Source organism: Nocardia jiangsuensis, assembly GCF_042650385.1.
GTDB lineage: Bacteria > Actinomycetota > Actinomycetes > Mycobacteriales > Mycobacteriaceae > Nocardia > Nocardia jiangsuensis.
Genome location: NZ_JBHSAX010000019.1, coordinates 100,327 through 119,236 on the forward strand (window position 1 = coordinate 100,327; position 18,910 = coordinate 119,236).

Here is an 18,910-nt window from a genome sequence, read left to right on the forward strand (position 1 = left end):
CCCGCGCTCATCGCCTCACTGCACAATGCCGAGTTCGGCGGCGGTTTCTTCTACACCACCGGCGGCGACCCGGGCTACTGGTCGGCGCTCACCGCGCTGCTCGACGCCGCCGGGCTGCCGCTGCACCGGGGCGAGCCGGACTCGCCGGGGGCGCGGGTGTGGGCGCCCGGCGTCTTCGAGCTGCCGCCCTTCGGGCAGATGGCCGATGTGCTCGCCGCCGCCGGCGTGGAGCCGGTGGCCGCGCTCGGCGGCGGGGGCAGCCGCGACTATTCCGCCCGGTTCGGCTCCGCGCTGCTGGTCAGCGAGTTGCCGCTGTGGATCGACCCGCGGGTCACCGACCGCACCCCCGGCGACCGCTCGCTGGCCGCGGTACTCGCCGCCACCGCCGCCGACTACCGGGAGACCGGTGCCGTCGTCGCCGCGGTGCTGCGCCGGGTGGAGGGCGAGCTGAGCGGGCGCAGCCCGTTCGAGCGGGCGGTGCGCGCGGTGCTCGGCAATATCCCCGGGCTGGCCGCCGCCAAGGAGGCGCTCGGGCGGGATCGGCCCGCCACGCTCGGCGAGATCTTCGTGGAGAAGTACGTCTGGACCGGCATGCTGCGGCTGCGGGTCGGCGGCATGCTCAGCAGGCTGCTCGCCGCCGAGGCCGGGCGCTCGCCGCGGATCGCGGCCGAGCGGACCCGGTTCGCCGCGGTGTTCGCGGAGTGGTGCGCGGCGATCGACACCGCCGCGCCGGGGTGCCAGGTGCCGATCGATCGCCTGGTCGCAGTGCAGGCCGCGGCCGTCGTCCTCGCCGCGGGCAGGGTCCGCGCCGGTCTGCCGGTGTAGGGGCCGGGCGCTCGGTCGCGACGCGACGTCTCCAGCCGCGGCCCGCGCTGACCGCGAGGCGCCCGTCGGCCGGGTGGGTCCGGCGGGCGCCGCCGCCGCGGAAGAACGCCCGAGCGTGACGAGCGCTACACCCCGGCCCGGCGGGGACGCCGGGAACCGCCCGGCGGCTTAGACTGGCGGGGCGTCGTCGCCGTGCGGGAGAGTTCCGGACCGACGAGGTCCGGGCGCCGAAGGAGCAGCACCTCCCCGTCAATCTCTCAGGCACCAGGGACCGTGCGGTCACCGGCGCCTCTGGAAAGCGGTGGCCGCGGGCCGCCCGCCCATGGGGAAAGGGGCCGGACCGGCCACCGAATCTCTCAGGCACCACGACAGAGGGGGAGGGCCCACCGCCCGACCCCTGGAGTTGCCGTGACCCGTTCCTTCGCCGACCGCCACATCGGCCCCGACGCGGCCGAGGTCGCCCGGCTGCTCGAAGTCACCGGCGTCGCGTCGCTGGACGCCCTCGCCACCGCCGCGCTGCCCGCCGACATCCTGGACGGCGGCGGCCTCGACGCGCTGCCGCCCGCCGCGAGCGAACACGAGGTGCTGGCCGAGCTCGCCGAGCTGGCCGCCGCCAACACCGTCGCCACCTCGATGATCGGACTCGGCTACTCCGACACCCTGACCCCGCCGGTACTGGTCCGCAACCTGCTGGAGAACCCGGCCTGGTACACCGCCTACACCCCCTACCAGCCGGAGATCAGCCAGGGCAGGCTGGAGGCGCTGCTCAACTTCCAGACCATGGTCTGCGACCTGACCGGCATGGAGGTCGCCGGAGCCTCCATGCTGGACGAGGCCACCGCCGCCGCCGAGGCCATGACGCTGCTGCACCGCGCGAGCAGGTCGAAGAGCAACCGGTTGCTGGTCGACGCCGACGTCTTCCCGCAGACCCGCACGATCCTCGCGACCAGGGCCGAGCCGCTCGGGCTCGAGATCGTGACCACCGATCTCGCCGGCGGCGAGCTCCCGGACGGCGACTTCTTCGGCGTGCTCGTGCAGACCCCCGGCGCCTCCGGCCGGATCGTCGACCGGACCGCGCTGATCACCGCCGCGCACGAGCGCGGCGCGCTGGTCGCGGCCGGGGTCGACCTGCTGGCCGCGACCCTGGTGACCCCGCCCGGCGAACAGGGCGCCGACGTCTGCTTCGGCACCACGCAGCGCTTCGGGGTGCCGATGGGCTTCGGCGGGCCACACGCCGGCTACCTCGCGGTGCGCACCGCGCACGCCAGGCAGCTGCCCGGCAGGCTGGTCGGCGTCTCGATGGATGCCGACGGCGCCCCCGCCTACCGGCTGGCGCTGCAGACCCGCGAGCAGCACATCCGCCGCGAGCGCGCCACCTCCAACATCTGCACCGCGCAGGTGCTGCTCGCCATCGTCGCCGCCATGTACGCGAGCTACCACGGCGCCGACGGGCTGCGCGCCATCGCCCGCCGGGTGCACGGCCACGCCGCCGCGCTCGCCGCCGGGCTCGGCGCGGCCGTCGTGCACGGCAGCTTCTTCGACACCGTGCTCGCGCACGTCCCCGGCGGCGCCGACGCGGTGCTGGACAAGGCGCGCTCGCGCGGGATCAACCTGCGCCGGGTCGACGCCGACCACGTCGCCGTCGCCTGCGACGAGGCCACCACCGCCGCGCACATCGCCGCGGTGCTCGAATCCTTCGGCGCCACGGCCGAATCCGGGGGCGAGCCGGTCGACATCGAAACCCGGACCTCCGCGTATCTGACCCACCCGGCCTTCACCCGCTACCGCACCGAGACCGCCATGCTGCGCTACCTGCGCGGGCTCTCGGACAAGGACATCGCGCTCGACCGCAGCATGATCCCGCTCGGCTCCTGCACCATGAAGCTCAACGCCACCGCCGAGATGGAGCCGATCACCTGGCCCGGCTTCGCCCGGCTGCACCCCTACGCCCCCGCCGCCGACGCGGCCGGGACGCTGCGGCTGATCGCCGACCTGGAGGGCTGGCTCTGCGCCATCACCGGCTACGACGCGGTGAGCCTGCAGCCCAACGCGGGCAGCCAGGGCGAGTACGCCGGGCTGCTCGCCATTCGCCGCTACCACCTGGACCGCGGCGACACGCACCGGGACACCTGCCTCATCCCGTCCAGCGCGCACGGCACCAACGCCGCGTCGGCGGCCATGGCCGGGCTGCGCGTGGAGGTGGTGCGCTGCCGGGAGAACGGCGACGTCGACCTGGACGACCTGCGCGCCAAGATCGGCGACCACGCCGAGCGGCTGGCCTGCATCATGATCACCTACCCCTCCACGCACGGCGTCTTCGAGCACGAGGTCGCCGAGCTGTGCGCGCTGGTGCACGACGCGGGCGGCCAGGTCTACGTGGACGGCGCCAACCTGAACGCGCTGGTCGGGCTGGCCCGGCCGGGCCGCTTCGGCGGCGACGTCAGCCACCTGAACCTGCACAAGACCTTCTGCATCCCGCACGGCGGCGGCGGGCCCGGCGTCGGCCCGGTGGCGGTGCGCTCGCACCTCGCCGCGTACCTGCCCGGAGACCCGCTGGAGACCGGCTCGCGCGCCGTCTCCGCCGCGCACTACGGCTCGGCCTCGATCCTGCCGATCACCTGGGCCTACATCCGGATGATGGGCGCCGACGGGCTGCGCCGCGCCACGCTCACCGCGATCGCCTCCGCCAACTACATCGCCCGGCGGCTGGACGAGCACTTCCCGGTGCTCTACACCGGCGAGCACGGCATGGTCGCGCACGAGTGCATCCTGGATCTGCGCGCGATCACCAAGCGCACCGGCGTCACCGTCGACGACGTGGCGAAACGCCTGGCCGACTACGGCTTCCACGCCCCGACCATGAGCTTCCCGGTGGCCGGGACGCTCATGGTCGAGCCGACCGAGAGCGAGAACCTGGCCGAGCTGGACGAGTTCTGCGCCGCCATGATCGCCATCCGCGGCGAGATCGACCAGGTCGGGGCCGGGGTCTGGCCCGCCGACGACAACCCGCTGCGCGGCGCCCCGCACACCGCCGCTTCGCTGGTGGCGGAGTGGACGCACCCGTACTCCCGCGAGGTCGCGGTGTACCCGCGCGGGGTCGCGCACACCCGCGCCAAGGTGTGGCCGCCGGTCCGCCGCATCGACGGCGCCTTCGGCGACCGTAACCTGGTCTGCTCCTGCCCACCGGTCGAGGCGTACGCGGAGTGACCGGCCTCGCCGCACGCGCCCGGATGCGGATCAGGGGTTGGTGAGCGCCTGCACGACGGCGGTGCCGAACTTCAGGTCGTTGGTGGAGGGGACGGTGGCGTAGCTGCCGCCGGTGTTCGCCGCCAGGGTGCGCAGCGTGTCGCCGTCGCCGGTGCCGATGACCACGACGTCGATCCGCACCGGCGCCGCCCCGCCCGCCTCGGCGATCCGGGAGAGCAGCTGCGCGCCGGTGATCGCGGAGTCGTCGTCCGGGCCGTCGGTGATGAGCAGGATCGAGTTGGTGCGGCCCGCGGCGGGTGCGCCCGCCACCTCCTGGTAGGCGGCGAGCAGGGTCGGGTAGGCCTGATCGGTCTTGGTCTCGGACGGCTTGACCGCGCCCAGCGCGGTGTCCAGGCTGCTGCGCTGGGTGTCGGTGAGCGCGGCGGTCGGGGTCTGCACCTGGTACGGCTTGCTGCCGTCCAGGTTCTTGCCGAAGGTCCAGACGCCGAGCCCGAAGTCCGGCGGCAGCGTGGTGAGCGACGAGCGCAGCGCGGCCAGCGCGTTCGCCAGCCGGGTCATGGTCCCCTCCTTGGTGCCCATGGAGGACGAGACGTCGAGCAGCACCGTTGTGCTCACGCCGAGCACCGGGTTCTCCAGGGTCTGCCGCACGGCGTCGAGCGTGGCCTTGTCCGGTGCGGGCGCGGCCATGGGCGCGGTGAACCCGGCCTCGGCCAGCAGCGCGGACTGCGCGGGGGAGCGCAGGTAGTCGGTGAAGAGCCCGGCGATCAGGTTCTCGGTCTCGTCCACCCAGGGGCCGGTCATCAGCGCGGCCGGGTAGTCGGCCAGCGGCGCGGCCCCGATCGGCCGGTAGATCGCGGCGCCCGCCTGGGCTCTCACCTGCTGTTCGGTCGCGGCGACGGCGTGCACCGGCGCGTCCGGGTTCTCCGAGGCGGCCTGGACGAGCGCGGTCAGCGGGTCGGCGGATTGCGGCGCTTCGGCGGCGAGCACCGAGATGGCCGAGACCACCTGGCCGGTCTTCGCGGCCTCGACGGTGAGCGGGTCGACGCCGGAGAGCGAGGAGCCGACGGCGACCGCCGCGGCGGTCGCGGTGTCGCCGGCGGGCAGCGCCATGCGCAGCCCGCCCCAGCCGCTCAGCCCGATCTCGCTCAGCGACCCCTGCTGCAGCCGGGGCAGATCCGACCAGGCCGCCTTGGCCTGGTCCAGCGCAGCGCGCAGCGGCTCGGCGACCGCGAGCACGATGGCGCTGGTCGCCACCGAGGTCGGGTTGCCCTCGATCAGCCCCGGCACCCGGACCGCATCGACCGAGCGGGTGGAGTCCGGGATCCAGAGCGCGGGCTGCGCCCCGAGCGGCGAGGTCCAGGTGCCCGCGGCGAAGGCGGCGGCCACGTCGGCGGAGGCGCGCGCGGTCACGTGCACCTCGGCGCAGTGGTCGCGCACCCGCGGCGCGGTGGCGTTGTAGCGGTCGGCGACGGCGCGGATCGGGTCGGCCAGCACCGGGTCGACCGTCACGTCCAGCGTGGCGGTGCCCTCGACGCACTCGGCGGCGGCGGCGGTGTCGCGGCTGTCCCCGCTCTCGCGCAGCTGGAGGTAGCCGACGACCGCCGCGATCAGCACCACCACCGCCACGATCGCGGCGATGACGCCCGCGCTGACGCCCCGCGAACCGGATTCGCTGCTGCGATGAGTTCCCACGGAGCGGCAGTCTATGTGGCGGGCAGGGGTGCGCGCCGCCACCGGTGTTCCGGCGGCGGCGCGCACTGTTTCACTCCCGCACGAGCCGGCCGCGGTCGTACTCGCGCCCGCCCCAGACCCCGGACTGGCCGGTGTCCGCGGCGAACTCCGCGCACCCGGCGCGGATCGGGCAGCCCGCGCAGATCGCGCGGGCGTAGCCGAAGTCGTCCGAGGGGTACGGGAACCACGCCTCGTGGTTCGGATCGCCTCGGCAGGCGGCCCGGTGCCAGCCCCGCGCGTCCGAGAGCGGGAGCAGTGTGGCCAGGGTGGTCGCGGTGTTGATGGTCACGTCCTTCTCCTTTCTCGGTGGTCACTCGGCGAGCCGGCGCCAGATGTCGCGCTGCCGCCTGGCCAGCGGGTCGGGGGCCTTCGGCTGCCAGAGCAGCGTCAGCCCCGCCTCCTCCGGCGTCCGGTCCGCCTTGGCGGTGTTGCAGGGCGCGCAGCAGGCGACGAGGTTGGCCCAGGTGTTCGGGCCGCCCCTGCTGCGCGGCCGGATGTGGTCGACGGTGTGCGCCCGCGCACCGCAGTAGCCGCAGCGCCGGTCGTCCCGGCGCAGCACACCGGCCGCGGTCGCCGGGCTCTCGTCGTGCACGGCGGGCCGCTGCGCCACGTGCACGTACCGCAGCAGCCGGATGGTCTCCGGCAGCGCGATCTCGTGGCGCTGCGAGCGGATCGGGAAGTAGGGCTCGCGGGCGAACATGGCCTCCGCCACCCCGGCCAGCACCAGGGTGACGGCGCGGTCGGCGGTGACCTCGTGCAGCGCCTGGTAGCTGGCGTTCAGCACGAGCACGCTGGCGTGGATCCAGTTCTCGACGGTGGGCGGGGGGTGCGAAGGGACGACGGAGAGCGTCATGGGACACCGGCCTTCGGGGTCGGGCGAACGAAAGGGGAGAGGGGGCGTGGTCAGACGGCCGGGTAGCGACCCGGAATGCCGTACTGCTGCCGCTCGAGGCCGGGCGGTGTCCGTGATTCGGTGCCCGGCGCTGCCTCGGACAGGCGACGGCCGTCTCGATATACACCGCGCATCCCGTCTCCGGAATTGCTGTCGATCACGGCCGTCACCTCCTTCTGCTCGCTCGTCCCGCCCGATCGGCGGTATGCGGACATGGTGGCACACCGGATCGGCGGCTGTCCGCTCATTATTCTCGCCGGAAGCGCTGTCGCCGCAGCGGCTCCGGGGTCAGACCGGGCGCAGCTCGGCGGCGCCGAAGGAGACGTCGAAGCGGTCGCACCAGATGGCGATGCTGGTCAGCGCGGGGAGATCGGTGCCTGGCGGGATCGGGTAGTTCTGGTTACCGCGGTTGCCCTTCAGCGCGCCGAGGTCGGTGTGCACGCCGTCGTCGAAGACGAACCAGCCGTCCCTGCCCGGCAGGACAGGGGCGTCGGTGAGCCAGACGCGCAGGTCCGGGCCGTCGGAGGTGTCCAGGTTCTCCAGCCGGAGCACCCGGCTGCCGTCCGGCAGCGCGATGATCACCGCGGCGCCGGTGGTGCCGTGCTCGTGCGAGACGAAGTCGCCGCGCGCGAGCAGCCGGGGTTGCACGTCGGGGACGCCGGAGCCGGTGCTCGGCAGGGTCGGCGCCGCCTCGTCCACGGTGGTGTTCGTGACCAGCCGCCACGGCTGGAACAGGGCGAGCCCGGCGCCCGCGCCGACCACGAGAACGCCGATGGCGATCCAGGTGAGCGGCTTGCGGGCGAAGGCGCGGATGCGGGACACGGAGCCTCCTGGTCGAGCGCACCCGGTGCGCGCCGGTCGGATGCCACCGACCCTAGCGTCGCTGCCCCGGCGCCGGAATGTCAGGCGCCCTTGCGCTCCTGCGCCTTCTTCGCGGGCGCCTTGCGCGCGGTGCTCTTCTTCGCGGTGCCCGCGGTCTTCTTCGCTGCGGTCTTCTTGGCCGGCTCCTTGGCCGCGGCCTTGCTCGCGGACTTCTTCGCGGGCGCCTTCGTCGCGGCCGAACCGCCCGCCGCCCGGCGCCCACTCGCCTCCAGGCTGCGCTGCAGCGCGGCGACCAGGTCCACCACCTCGGCGTCGACCTGCTCCTTCTCCGGCTCCGGGCGGCTCACCAGGGTGTCCGAGCCGTTGGCGATGGCCTCGTCGAGCACCTTGCGCAGCTCGATCTGGAACTCGTCGGTGAACTGCTCCGGCTCGAAGTCGTCGGACATCGACTCCACCAGCGTCTCCGCCATGGAGATCTCCTGCGGCCGCGGCTTCGAGGCGTCCTGCAGCGATTCGAAGTCGACCGCGCGCACCTCGTCCGGCCAGAGCAGGGTCTGCAGCAGCAGCACCCCGTCGTGCACCCGGAGCGCGGCCAGCCTGGTCTTCTGCCGCAGCGTGAAGTGCACCAGCGCGGTGCGGTCGATGCGCTCCAGGGTCGCGGCGAGCAGCACGTACGCCTTCGGCGTCGTGGAGTCCGGCTCGAGGTAGTAGCTCTTCTCGAACAGGATCGGGTCGATCTGCTCGGAGGGAACGAACTGCAGCACCGGGATCTCGTGCTTCTCCGCGGCGGGGAGCTTGGCGAAGTCCTCGTCGGTGAGCACGACCTTGGCGCCCTCCGGCGACTCGTAGGCCTTGTCGATATCGGCGTACTGCACGGATTCCCCGCAGACGCTGCACACCCGGTCGTACTTGATCCGCCCGCCGTCCTTGGCGTGCACCTGATGGAACCGGATGTCGTGGTCCTCGGTGGCGGTGTAGACCTTCACCGGGACGTTCACCAGCCCGAACGCGATCGAGCCCTTCCAGATAGCCCGCATCACTCCATCATGGCCGAACCGCCCGGTCTCTGCGAGCGGACGCGCAGGTCGAGCGTGGCGCGGGCGACGGCGAGGCGGGTGCGGCGGGGGAGTTGCGGGAAGAGCCCGGCCATGGCGGCGAGCACCCCGGCGAGGTCGTCCGGGCCGGAGAGGTAGGCCCGCTGCCGCTGCGGCGGCAGCGTGAAGAAGGCGTCGAAGAAGTCGGGGACCCGCTCGGGCGGCAGTGCGAGCAGCGCGCGCAGCCCGGCCGCGCGCAGCGCCGCGACCGCACGGGCCCGCGGCGTCCACAGCGTGCCGCCGGTGGCGACGGTGTCGGCGGCGGCGAGCGCGGCGGCGACGCTGTAGCCGGTGGCCGGGTGCAGCAGCCCGCCCGCCGCGCCGAAGCGCTCCGGACCCGGCTGCCCGCCCTGCACGGGGAAGCGCACCCGCTCGATCTCCTCGGCGCCGGTCAGCGGGATGTCGCGGGCGGCGAGGCGGTGGTGCAGGCGGCGGCGCAGCTCGGCGTCGTCCAGCGCGGGGCGTCCGGCCAGGCAGGTCTCCTCCAGCAGGACGGTGTCCGGGCCGAGCGGCACCGCGTAGAGGAAGGACGGCGGCGCGGCCGGGTCGGCGCCGTTGTCGCCGCGCCAGTCCATGAAGAGCGTCTCGGTGCCGCGCACCCGGTCGGCGGGGACGAGCACGCCGTGCGCGGTCTGCTCGGCGCGGGCCGGATCGCGGCGCAGGCCGCGCGCGTCGATCACCCGCTCGCCGCGCAGTTCCGCGCCGGAGGCCAGGGTGACGCCGTGCGGCGTCAGGCGCGTGGCCCGGTCGGCGAAGACCGCCGCGCCCGCGGGCGCCAGCGCCCGCTGCAGCCGCCCGGTGTCGAGCACCGCGTAGGCGCGGTCCAGCCGATGCTCGATCCGCCCCCACGCCACCGGCTCCGGCACCGTCGCCGCCACGACAGCCCGATCCAGCCAGTCCGGGAGCTCGTCCGCCCACACCGCGTAGGTGGCCCGCCAGCGCCGCTCCGGCGCCGGATCCACCACCGCGACGGTCCGGCCGTGTGCCAGGCAGCGGTGCGCCAGCGCGCGCCCGGCCGGGCCCTGACCGCAGACCACCACGTCGAACGGCCCGTGTGCGGAATCCGCCATTCTGCTCCTCCGGTGTCGCGGGCAGCGTATCGCCCGGCGGCGGCGATCCGGCGCGACCGCACCGGGTGCGACCGGAATCACCTTCGCGCTCAGCAACGTTGCGTCGGGCATTGTTACTATCGCCGCGTGCCGGGCCGGTGCCACCGCGTTTCGCGGTGATCGCGCAGGTCGGCGGCGCGAAGGCGACGATCGCAGGACGAGGGGACGCTCGGTGTTCGAACTGACCAGGGCCCGCAGCAGGGTGATTCTCATCGTGTTCGCGGCGCTCGCACTGGGGCTCGGCGCGTTCGGTTCCGGCCTGTTCGACAAGGTGCAGGGCGGCGGCTACAGCGACCCGGGCAGCGAATCAGCCCGTGCCGCAACGGTTCTGCGCGACACCTTCGGCGAGGCCGCGCCCAACCTGGTGCTGCTCGTCGAGACCGGCTCCACGGTGGACGACGCCGCCGCGAGCACCGCCGCCACCACGCTCGCCCGCGACCTGGCCGCCGAACCCGGAATCGCCGGGGTCAGCTCGTACTGGACCGACGGCAAACCGGCAGCGCTGCGCAGCGCCGACGGCAGCAAGGGGCTGATCGTCGCCAGCGTGCTCGGCACCGAATCCGAGGTGGACGCGCGGATCGGCGATCTCGCCGAGCGCTTCGGCGGCGCGCAGGGCCCGCTCGAGGTCCGGGTCGGCGGCTACGCCATGCTGCTGCGCGAGACCGTGCAGCAGACCGAGAAGGACGTCGTGCTCGGCGAATCCATCGCCTTCCCGATCACGCTGATCGCGCTGCTCTTCGTCTTCGGCGGGCTGGTCGCCGCCGCGCTGCCGCTGGTGGTCGCCGCCGTCACCGTGCTGCTGACGGTCGGCGCGCTCACCGCCGTCGCGAGCCTCACCGATGTCGCCGCCACCGCGAGCAATGTCGCCACCCTGCTCGGCCTCGGCCTCGCCATCGACTACAGCCTGCTGCTGATCAGCCGGTTCCGCGACGAACTCGACGGCGGCGCCGAGCCGAAGGCCGCGCTCGCCGCGACCATGCGCTCCGCCGGGCGGACCGTCGCCTTCTCCGCCGTCACCGTCGCCATCGCGCTCGCCGGGCTGCTGTTCTTCCCGCTGGTCGCGGTGCGCTCGATGGGGTACGCCGGGCTGCTGGTCGCGGCGCTGGCCGCGCTGGTCTCGCTGACCGTGCTGCCCGCGCTGCTGCTGCTGCTCGGGCACCGGATCGACAGCGGGCGGCTGCGCCCGCGCCGCAGGGCCACCGGCGCCGCCGCCGACGGCTTCTGGCACCGGCTGGCCACCCTGGTCATGCGCCGCCCGCTGCCCATCGGGCTGGCCGTCACCGCCCTGCTGCTGCTCCTCGGCTCCCCGTTCCTGCACATCAACCTGGGCTTCCCGGACGAGCGGGCGCTGCCGACGGACATGGCGTCGCGCCAGATCGCCGAGACCCTCGCCGACGAATTCGGCATCACCGAGCAGAACGGGCTCTTCGCGGTGCTGCCGGACTCGGCCGACGGGGTCGGCGGCTACGCCACCGCGCTCTCCGAGCTGCCCGACGTGCGCCGGGTGGACACCGTCACCGGCAGCTACGCGGGCGGCATGCGGTTCGCGGCCCCCGGCGCGCTGCACTCCGGCTTCGGCGCCGACAACGCCGCCTACCTGAACATCGTCCCCGCCACCGCCGATCCCGCCGCGCTCGACCGCCTGGTCGACGAGGTGCGCGGCCTGCCCGCCCCCTCGCCCGTGCTGATCGGCGGCATCGCCGCGACCAACGACGACGCGCTCGCCTCGATCACCGCCGCGCTGCCGTGGGCGCTGGGTTTCGTCGTGCTGCTCATGCTCGTCGCGCTCTTCCTGCTCACCGGCAGCGTCGTGCTCCCGGTGCTCGCGCTGATCCTGAGCGCGCTCAGCCTCACCGCCACCTTCGGCGCCCTGGTCTGGATCTTCCAGGACGGGCACCTCTCCGGCCTGCTGAACTTCACCGTCACCGGTGACATGCCGCCCACCGTCCCGGTCATGCTCTTCGGCATCGCCTTCGGCCTCGCCATGGACTACCAGGTGTTCCTGCTCAGCCGGATCGGTGAGGAGTACCGGCGCACCGGCGACAGCGAGGCCGCGGTGGCGCTCGGGCTGGAGCGGATCGGGCGCATCGTCACCGCCGCCGCGGTGCTCATCTCGCTGGTGCTGCTCGGGTTCCTGGCCTCCGACATCACCTTCATCAAGGCGTTCGGTATCGGGTTGCCGCTCGCCGTGCTGGTCGACGCCACCCTGGTGCGGGGATTCCTGCTGCCCGCCGGGATGAAGTTGCTCGGGGATCGCGTGTGGTACGCGCCCGGGTTCCTGCGGAACGTGCATGCGCGGTTCGGGTTGGACGAGGGAGCGCCGGCGGTGGTTCCGGTCGGTGCCGCGCCCGCGCGGTGGTTGATCGATGAGAAGCCGAGTCTTGCCACGGCGGAGCCGGTTGCTGCCGGAGTTTCGGGGAAGGCGTCGGCGTTCCGGTCCGGGAAGGGGGAGGATTCCGCTGTCGAGCGGAACGGTTCGCCGTCCGCGCGGACGGTGCCGTCGGCTGCCGCGGGTAGCGCTGGTTCGTCCGCGGCCGTTGCCGAGCCCGGTGTGCGGCGCGAAGCCGGCACCGCCGCTCGCCCCGTGGCAGAGGCGGCATCGCCCGCCGTCGTCGCCGACGTCGATCCGGCGCCGCGGGAGGTGTCCGGTTCGGTCACCGAAGCCGACGACAAGGTCTCGCCGCTGGTCGCCGACGTCGGTCCGGCGCCGCTCGAGCTGTCCGGCCCGGCCGCTGGAGCCGACGACGAGATCTCGCCGCTGGTCGCCGGGGTCGAGTCGGCGTCGGATGAGCCGGCTCGCCCGGGAGCGGATTCCGCCGTCGACGACGCGCTCCTATCCATGACCGAAGTCGATACAGCCACGGCTGCGCCGGTGGCGGATCCAGGCGTCGATCCCGGCGAAGACTCCGCGATCGAGCCCGGCGTCGAAGCAGCCGTCGGGGGCCGAACGGCTGCCGAGTCCGCCGAGATCGGCGCGCGGACAGCCGTAGCGGGCGGTGATGTGGCCCCGGCTGCCGACGCCGCTGTCGCCGGAACCGCTGCGGTCGCGGAGACCGTGCCTGCCGAAAAGGCGCCGGCTCGGAAGCGCGCACCGCGCAAGGCTGTAGCGGCAGAACCCGTTGCCGCCGAGAAGGTTTCGGACACTCCCGCGAAGAAGGCGCCCACGAAGCGCGCTCCGCGCAGAACGGCTGCTCCGGCAACCGCCGAGACTCCGGTGGAGCAGGCCGAAGCCGCTGCGCCCGCCAAGCGCGCGACCGCGCGTAGAACGCCGGCCAAGAAGGCGGTCCCGGCTGTCGTCGGCGACGAAGCCGCGCCCACGAAGAAGGCCGCCCCGCGCAAGACTGCCGCGCGCAAGGCAGCGGCATCGGAAGCCGGGGCGCCGGTCGAGGAAGCGGTCCGCACCGAGAAGGCGCCGGCCCGAAAGCGAGCCGCCGCGCGCAGGGCACCGGCCACCGCCGCGCCGCCCACGCTCCCTGCCCCCGCGGACCCGCCCGCTGCGAATCCGGCCCCCACAGTCCGGCCCGCCCCGGACCCTGCACCTCGGAACCCGTCGACTGGGGATCCGACGGCCGCCGCCGCGACAGCCGCCGCCCCGACGGCCGCCGCCGCGACAGCCGCCGCCCCGACGGTCGCGGACTCGGAGGTCGCGGACTCGACGGTCGCGGACTCGGCGGTCGCCGTGCCCGCCGAGCCCACGACCGCGCCGACGGCGGCGGCCACCGAGCCTGCCGTCGCCGAGCAGGCGCCCGCTCCAGCGAAGCGAACCGCGCGCAAGACCGCAGCGAACGGCCCGGCGGCCGGGAAGGCGCCGGGCAGGCGGGCGACCAGGAAGGCCGCGCCGCCGGCCACTGCCGCGCCGGCCGATCCGGACTCCGCGACGCCGACGGGCGAAGCGCCGCCGGGTGTCGAGGCGGCGGCGCCTGCGCAGCCGCTCACCCCCGCCCCGGACGCGTCCACCGCCGCGACATCCGCCCCGGCCGCGAGCACGTCCCCCGACGCCGCGGCGATCACCGACGCAACGATCGCCGCCGCTCGGGAAGCAGCTCCCGCCGCGACATCGTCCACAGCCGAAATCCCGACGGAGACAACGCCTCCCGCGAAGAAGGCCGCTGCCCGCAAGGCCCCGGCCAAGCGCACGGCGGCGCGCAGGACGGCGCCCCCTGCGGTCGAAGGCGCTTCGAACCCGCCGGCCAAGCGGACTGCGGCGCGCAAGACGGCGAGCTCCGCGGTCGACGGCGCTTCGAACCCGCCGGCCAAGCGGACTGCGGCGCGCAAGACGGCGAGCTCCGCGGTCGACGGCGTGCCGAACCCGCCCGCCAAGCGGACCACCGTGCGTAAAGCCGCGAATCCCGCGGTCGACGGCGCACCGACTCCGCCGGCCGAGCGGACCACCGTGCGCAAAGCGGCGGCTCCAGCCGTCGACGGCGCACCCACCGCGCCGGCCGAGCGGACCACCGCACGTAAGACAGCGACCCCCGCGACCGAGGGCGCACAGAACCCCCCGGCCGGGCGTGCGACCGCCCGCAAGACCGCCACGCCGGAACCCCGCGCGAAGCGGACCCCCCGCGAAACCACCCCGGCGAACAACTCCCCGGAGGAAACCCCCTAAAGCCCGCCGGTGGCGAGCAGCCCACCGTCGACCCGCACCGTCTCGCCGGTGATCCACCCCGCCGCGTCGGACACCAGAAACCCGATGAGCCCGGCCACATCCTCCGGCGCCCCGAGCCGCTTCAGCGGATACCCCTCGGCAACCGCCGACTCGTCCGCGCTGTACAGCGCATCGGCGAACCGCGTCTTCACCACCCCCGGCGCGACGGCATTGACCCGGATCCCCGGCCCCAACTGCCAGGCGAGCTCCCCCGTGAGATGGATGAGCGCCGCCTTGGATGCCCCGTACGCGGCGATGACCCCGGTCGACCGCAACCCGGCCACACTGGCCACGTTGACGACGGCCCCGCCGTGCTCACCCATCCACGCCCGGTACGCCTCCTGCACGTACCCGACCGCGGCGACCACGTTGACGTCGAAGATCTTGCGCACCCCGTCCAGATCGGCGTCGACCAGCGGCCCGTAGACCGGGTTGATCCCGGTGTTGTTGATCAGGATGTCCAGCGAGCCGAACTCCTCGACCGTGCGCCGCACGGCTTCGGCCCGCGCCACCGCGTCCCCGGAGTTCCCGGCGTGCGTGGCGACAGCCCCGGAATGCCCGAGCGCCCGCAGCTGAGCGGCGGCTTCCGCGAGCGGTTCCGGCTTGCGCGCGGTGATCAGCACGTTCGCCCCGCGGCGCAGCAGTTCGGCGGCGGCGGCGTGGCCGATACCCCGGCTGGCTCCGGTGACCAGCGCACTGCGGCCCGACAGATCGGTAGTCATGGCAAGGCACCTTACGGCGACCGGTAAAATCGGTGGTTCCGGGGCATGTGGGCCGCGCACACTGCGAGAACGGCGACCGATCGGCCCCGCCGCCCGTCCTGAACAAGCGAGGAGATTTTCCTGTGATCACCGCGACCGACCTGGAGGTCCGGGCCGGAGTCCGCACCCTGCTCACCGCGCCCGGCTCGGCGCTGCGGGTGCAGAACGGCGACCGGATCGGACTGGTCGGCCGGAACGGCGCGGGGAAGACGACCACGCTGCGGATCCTGGCCGGCGAGGGCGAGCCGTACGCGGGAACCGTGATCCGCTCGGGTGATGTCGGCTACCTGCCGCAGGATCCGCGCGAGGGCGATCTGGACGTGCTGGCCAGGGACCGGGTGCTCTCGGCGCGCGGCCTGGACGCGCTGATCCGGCAGATGGAGAAGCAGCAGGCGCTGATGGCCGAGGTCGCCGACGACGCCGAGCGCGATCGCGCGGTGCGCAAGTACGGCCGGCTGGAGGAGCGGTTCTCCGCGCTCGGCGGGTACGTGGCGGAGAGTGAGGCGGCCCGGATCTGCAGCAGCCTCGGCTTGCCCGACCGGGTGCTCGGGCAGTCGCTGCGCACCCTCTCCGGCGGTCAGCGCCGCCGCATCGAGCTGGCCAGGATCCTCTTCGCCGCCTCCGACGGCAGCGGCGGCCGCTCCGACACGGTGCTGCTGCTGGACGAGCCGACCAACCACCTGGACGCCGACTCGATCACCTGGCTGCGCGGCTTCCTGCAGAACCACGACGGCGGGCTCATCGTGATCAGCCACGATGTCGACCTGCTCGCCGACGTGGTGAACAAGGTGTGGTTCCTGGACGCGGTGCGCGGCGAGGCCGACATCTACAACATGGGCTGGCAGAAGTACCTGGACGCGCGCGCCACCGACGAGCAGCGCCGCCGCCGCGAGCGCGCCAACGCCGAGAAGAAGGCCTCCGCGCTGCGCGTGCAGGCCGCGAAGCTCGGCGCCAAGGCCACCAAAGCCACTGCGGCGCAGCAGATGGCCAAGCGCGCCGACCGGCTGCTCGCCGAGCTGGACGACGTGCGGGTGGCCGACAAGGTGGCCAGGATCAAGTTCCCCGAGCCTGCCGCCTGCGGCAAGACACCGCTCATGGCATCGAACCTGACCAAGATGTACGGCTCGCTGGAGATCTTCACCGGCGTCGACCTGGCCATCGACCGCGGCAGCCGGGTGGTGGTGCTCGGGCTGAACGGCGCGGGCAAGACCACACTGCTGCGGCTGCTGGCCGGGGTCGAGCAGCCCAGTGCCGGGCAGCTGGATCCGGGGCACGGCCTCAAGGTCGGCTACTTCGCCCAGGAGCACGACACCCTCGACGACCGCGCCTCGGTGTGGGAGAACATCAGGCACGCCGCACCGGATGCGGGGGAGCAGGAGCTGCGCAGCCTGCTCGGCGCCTTCATGTTCACCGGGCCGCAGCTGGAGCAGCCCGCAGGCACGCTCTCCGGTGGCGAGAAGACCAGGCTGGCGCTGGCCGGGCTGGTGTCATCGGCGGCGAACGTGCTGCTGCTGGACGAGCCGACGAACAACCTGGACCCGATCTCCCGCGAGCAGGTGCTCGACGCGCTGCGCACGTACGCGGGCGCCGTGGTGCTGGTGACGCACGACCCCGGCGCGGCCGAGGCGCTCGATCCGGAGCGGGTGATCCTGCTCCCGGACGGCACCGAGGACCACTGGTCGGCCGAATATCTGGAATTGATTCAGCTCGCGTGACTTTCATCACAAACTTTCGTTGATCGTGGCCGGTGCCTTGTCTAGCCTGGAATGAGCGCTGCTCGGCGACTCGGAGGAAGCCAATGAGCGACAGGCCCACACGCAAGGATCGGCCCGGAACCGGCACGACTGCCGCGCCCAGGACAGCCTCTACCAGATCGGCCGGCGCGAAGGTCGCCGGTGAGCCGCCGCTCGCGAAGGGAACCCGGGTCACCGGGAAGTCACGCGATCGGCTGCAGTCCCAGCTCAAGAAGCAGTACGAAGCCGGCGCCAGCATCCGGTCGCTGGCCCAGTCGACCGGCCGCTCGTACGGCTTCATCCACAATGTGCTCGTGGAATCGGATGTGCAACTGCGCAGCCGCGGCGGTGCGAACCGGCGCAAGGCGGCGTCCTAGCCCCGAACCCCGGCGGTGCCCGGCAGCTCCGGGTGGCTCGGCTGTGCCCGGGAACGATTGCGGCGCACGGTGGTTCGGTCGAGCACCCGGTTCACAGGTCGGCCACGGCGCCGTCCCCGAGCACGAGCAGGTTCGCCAGGCTGCGGAAGATGGGCAGATCCGCCCTGGTGGCGAGGTGCGCGAACCGGCCCTGCGGGTCGACCTCGAGGAAGTAGTACTCGCCGTCGAGGCCGATCCGCAGGTCGAGCACCCCGAAGCTCAGCCCGAGCGCGCCCATGAGCGTGGTGAGCGACTTGCCCACCGAGGCGGGCAGCCGCTCGGGCCGCAGGTACGCCGGTGGTGCGCTGCCCCCGCTGTGGCCGGGCACCATCCGGACCGCCCACTCCACCCCGTCCACCCAGACCACGCGCAGGTCGCACTCGGCGGCGATGTAGTCCTGGAAGGCGGTCGGGGTGTCCCGGATGGCCTCGATATCGCCGAGGTCGGCGTCGGTGCAGAGCCGGGTGCGGGCCCGGCCGCCCGCGTTCCCGCGCTTGCGCACCACCGCGCCGGGGCGCGAGCCGACGAAGCTGCGCGCCTCGTCCGGGTCGTTCGTGATCAGCGTCTCCGGGATGGCGAAGCCGGCCCGCCCCGCGGTCTCCAGCTGCACGATCCGCCGCGACGCCGTGCGATCGGCGCCCGGGTCGTTGACCCAGTAGGCCGGGATGGACCAGAGCAGCCCCTGCAGGAAGCCGTCGCTCTCCGATTGCGCCTCCGCGCCGCCCGCGTGCGGGACGGTGTGCCCGGTGGTGCGGCGCCACCAGACCGAGCGCACGTCGTCCAGCCCGACGATCCGGGAGAGCGAGCGCGCGGTGCCGCCCCGATCCACCCGGAAACTCCCGGTGCGCGACGGGAACTCACGCGGATCGAGCCGGATGGCGTTGAGGCCGTGCTGTTCTCGCACGGTCGCCGCCACCGCAGCCGCGTGCCGGTCGTCGGCGTCGGCGACGACCAGAATCGAGCTCGACCCGTGTGCTGCCACCGGCGCTCAGCCCCCCTGACATACCGATTGCGAAGAATTCGCTGAGAGGCGCCCGGAGGGGTGGGGGACGCGGCGCGGGCGAGTGCGGGCCGGACGGGGTTTCGCGATCACGAGGGCTCCGTCCTGCTCGGTGCTGCTGCTCACGGTTGGGTATATCCGGCGAAGACCGGCTCGTCGAGGTACTCGCGCCGTCGCTGCCACCGTGCCCGCCGAGCCACTGATCATCTGCTGCCCCGGGTTTGCGGGCGGGCGATGAACACGTCCGAAGCATAGCGCTCAGCGGTGGGTTTTATTGTTGTTTGGCGCGGCTTCGACGCGCGGATCACTCGGTTGTCAACGGCGATTGGCGGTGCGCTCGCGCCACCAGGCGGGGGCATCGACGAAGTGGTTGTCGTACTCCTCCTGGCTCGCGGCCAGCTCCGCGAAGTCGGACTCGCCGCGGGAGATGCGCTCCAGTAGCCGGAAGTACTCGAAGCGGCGCACGCCGGGGACCAGCGCGATCAGGATCCGGGCTCCGCTGTCGGGTGCGGCGCCGAAGGCGTGCGGCATGTGCCGCGGCACCAGCACCGAGCCGCCCGCCCCGACGGTGACGATGCGGTCGCCCGCCAGCAGCTGGAGTTCGCCGTCGGCGATGTAGAAGAGCTCGTCGGAGCGGGTGTGGTAATGCGGCGCGGCGCCGTCGGCGCCGCG

At 73.6% G+C, this 18,910-nt stretch carries 14 protein-coding genes, 1 pseudogene and 1 riboswitch; of the genes and pseudogenes, 5 read left to right on the forward strand and 10 right to left on the reverse strand.

Going from position 1 to position 18,910, the window contains the following annotated elements:
• Positions 1–825: hypothetical protein (locus tag ACFO0B_RS23340; RefSeq protein ID WP_378614699.1), on the forward strand; the 825-nt coding region annotated here is incomplete at its 5' end.
• A gap of 185 nt (positions 826–1,010) precedes the next feature.
• Positions 1,011–1,109, forward strand: a riboswitch (glycine riboswitch).
• A gap of 124 nt (positions 1,110–1,233) precedes the next feature.
• A complete protein-coding gene (gene gcvP, locus ACFO0B_RS23345; RefSeq protein ID WP_378614700.1) occupies positions 1,234–4,032 on the forward strand; it encodes an aminomethyl-transferring glycine dehydrogenase in 2,799 nt (932 codons plus the stop codon).
• A 30-nt stretch (positions 4,033–4,062) separates the two neighbouring features.
• Here gcvP and ACFO0B_RS23350 read toward each other — a convergent pair whose 3' ends face one another.
• The 7 genes from ACFO0B_RS23350 to ACFO0B_RS23380 all read right to left on the reverse strand — a co-directional run bounded on the left by ACFO0B_RS23350 (position 4,063) and on the right by ACFO0B_RS23380 (position 9,641).
• Positions 4,063–5,724, reverse strand: coding sequence for a VWA domain-containing protein (locus tag ACFO0B_RS23350; protein WP_378614701.1), 1,662 nt, complete (start codon positions 5,722–5,724; stop codon positions 4,063–4,065).
• 70 nt (positions 5,725–5,794) lie between these two features.
• Positions 5,795–6,052, reverse strand: a complete 258-nt coding sequence (locus ACFO0B_RS23355) for a WhiB family transcriptional regulator (protein WP_378614702.1) — start codon at positions 6,050–6,052, stop codon at positions 5,795–5,797.
• A 21-nt stretch (positions 6,053–6,073) separates the two neighbouring features.
• On the reverse strand, positions 6,074–6,616 hold the full coding sequence (locus ACFO0B_RS23360; protein WP_378614703.1) for an HNH endonuclease: 543 nt from the start codon (positions 6,614–6,616) through the stop codon (positions 6,074–6,076).
• A 50-nt stretch (positions 6,617–6,666) separates the two neighbouring features.
• Entirely contained in the window at positions 6,667–6,816 is a 150-nt protein-coding gene (locus ACFO0B_RS23365) for a hypothetical protein (RefSeq protein ID WP_378614704.1), read from the reverse strand.
• A gap of 127 nt (positions 6,817–6,943) precedes the next feature.
• A complete protein-coding gene (locus ACFO0B_RS23370) occupies positions 6,944–7,477 on the reverse strand; it encodes a DM13 domain-containing protein (RefSeq protein WP_378614705.1) in 534 nt (177 codons plus the stop codon).
• A gap of 80 nt (positions 7,478–7,557) precedes the next feature.
• Positions 7,558–8,514 (reverse strand): non-homologous end joining protein Ku, encoded by a 957-nt coding sequence (ku, locus tag ACFO0B_RS23375; protein ID WP_378614706.1) that lies wholly within the window; start codon positions 8,512–8,514, stop codon positions 7,558–7,560.
• Entirely contained in the window at positions 8,514–9,641 is a 1,128-nt protein-coding gene (locus tag ACFO0B_RS23380; RefSeq protein ID WP_378614707.1) for a lycopene cyclase family protein, read from the reverse strand. Before ACFO0B_RS23380 ends, ku begins: the two co-directional genes overlap by 1 nt.
• A 211-nt stretch (positions 9,642–9,852) precedes the next feature.
• Here ACFO0B_RS23380 and ACFO0B_RS23385 point away from each other — a divergent pair, with 211 nt between their 5' ends.
• Positions 9,853–14,289, forward strand: a complete 4,437-nt coding sequence (locus ACFO0B_RS23385) for an MMPL family transporter (RefSeq protein WP_378614708.1) — start codon at positions 9,853–9,855, stop codon at positions 14,287–14,289.
• On the opposite strand, the gene ACFO0B_RS23390 is transcribed toward ACFO0B_RS23385, so the two are convergent.
• Positions 14,286–15,050 carry an SDR family oxidoreductase gene (locus ACFO0B_RS23390; protein WP_378614709.1) on the reverse strand — a complete coding sequence of 255 codons (765 nt, stop codon included), beginning with the start codon at positions 15,048–15,050 and terminating at the stop codon, positions 14,286–14,288. The two genes, ACFO0B_RS23385 and ACFO0B_RS23390, sit on opposite strands and share 4 nt — an antisense overlap.
• A 122-nt stretch (positions 15,051–15,172) precedes the next feature.
• Here ACFO0B_RS23390 and ACFO0B_RS23395 point away from each other — a divergent pair, with 122 nt between their 5' ends.
• A complete protein-coding gene (locus ACFO0B_RS23395; RefSeq protein ID WP_378614710.1) occupies positions 15,173–16,804 on the forward strand; it encodes an ABC-F family ATP-binding cassette domain-containing protein in 1,632 nt (543 codons plus the stop codon).
• Between the two features lie 191 nt (positions 16,805–16,995).
• Positions 16,996–17,199, forward strand: a pseudogene (locus tag ACFO0B_RS23400) (helix-turn-helix domain-containing protein); the annotation flags it as partial.
• A 91-nt stretch (positions 17,200–17,290) separates the two neighbouring features.
• Here the strand turns inward: ACFO0B_RS23400 and ACFO0B_RS23405 are convergent.
• Positions 17,291–18,220, reverse strand: a complete 930-nt coding sequence (locus ACFO0B_RS23405; RefSeq protein ID WP_378614711.1) for a hypothetical protein — start codon at positions 18,218–18,220, stop codon at positions 17,291–17,293.
• 333 nt (positions 18,221–18,553) lie between these two features.
• Positions 18,554–18,910, reverse strand: a 357-nt coding sequence (locus ACFO0B_RS23410; RefSeq protein WP_378614712.1) for a cupin domain-containing protein, incomplete at its 5' end; no start/stop codon positions are given.